The following is a 256-nucleotide window of genomic DNA, read 5'->3' as shown; positions in this document are numbered from 1 at the left end:
CGGCCTGGAAGCCGCCGCCCGCGACGGCCGCTTCGAATCGGAAGGCTGGCGCGTGCGCAAGAACGGCTCGCGTTTCTGGGCGCATGTGGTGATCGACGCGATCCGCCACAACGGCACGCTGGTCGGCTTCGCGAAGATTACGCGCGACATCACCGAGCGAATGGAAGCGACGCGCTTGCTCGAAGAGACCCGCGTCGCACTCGTGCAGTCACAGAAGATGGAAGCGATCGGCAAGCTGACGGGCGGCGTCGCGCAC

Annotated in this window: 1 protein-coding gene; it reads left to right on the top strand. The window is 66.8% G+C overall.

Annotation, left to right across the window (positions count from 1 at the left end):
- A partial coding sequence (locus SB753_RS39040; RefSeq protein WP_410805417.1) for a PAS domain S-box protein occupies positions 1–256 on the top strand: 256 nt, incomplete at both ends.

It is taken from the genome of Paraburkholderia sp. SIMBA_053 (genome assembly GCF_046534895.1).
In the GTDB taxonomy this organism is placed as follows: Bacteria; Pseudomonadota; Gammaproteobacteria; order Burkholderiales; family Burkholderiaceae; genus Paraburkholderia; species Paraburkholderia caledonica.
Note: the sequence above shows the minus strand (reverse complement) of the source record. Positions and strands in the feature narration are given on the sequence as shown.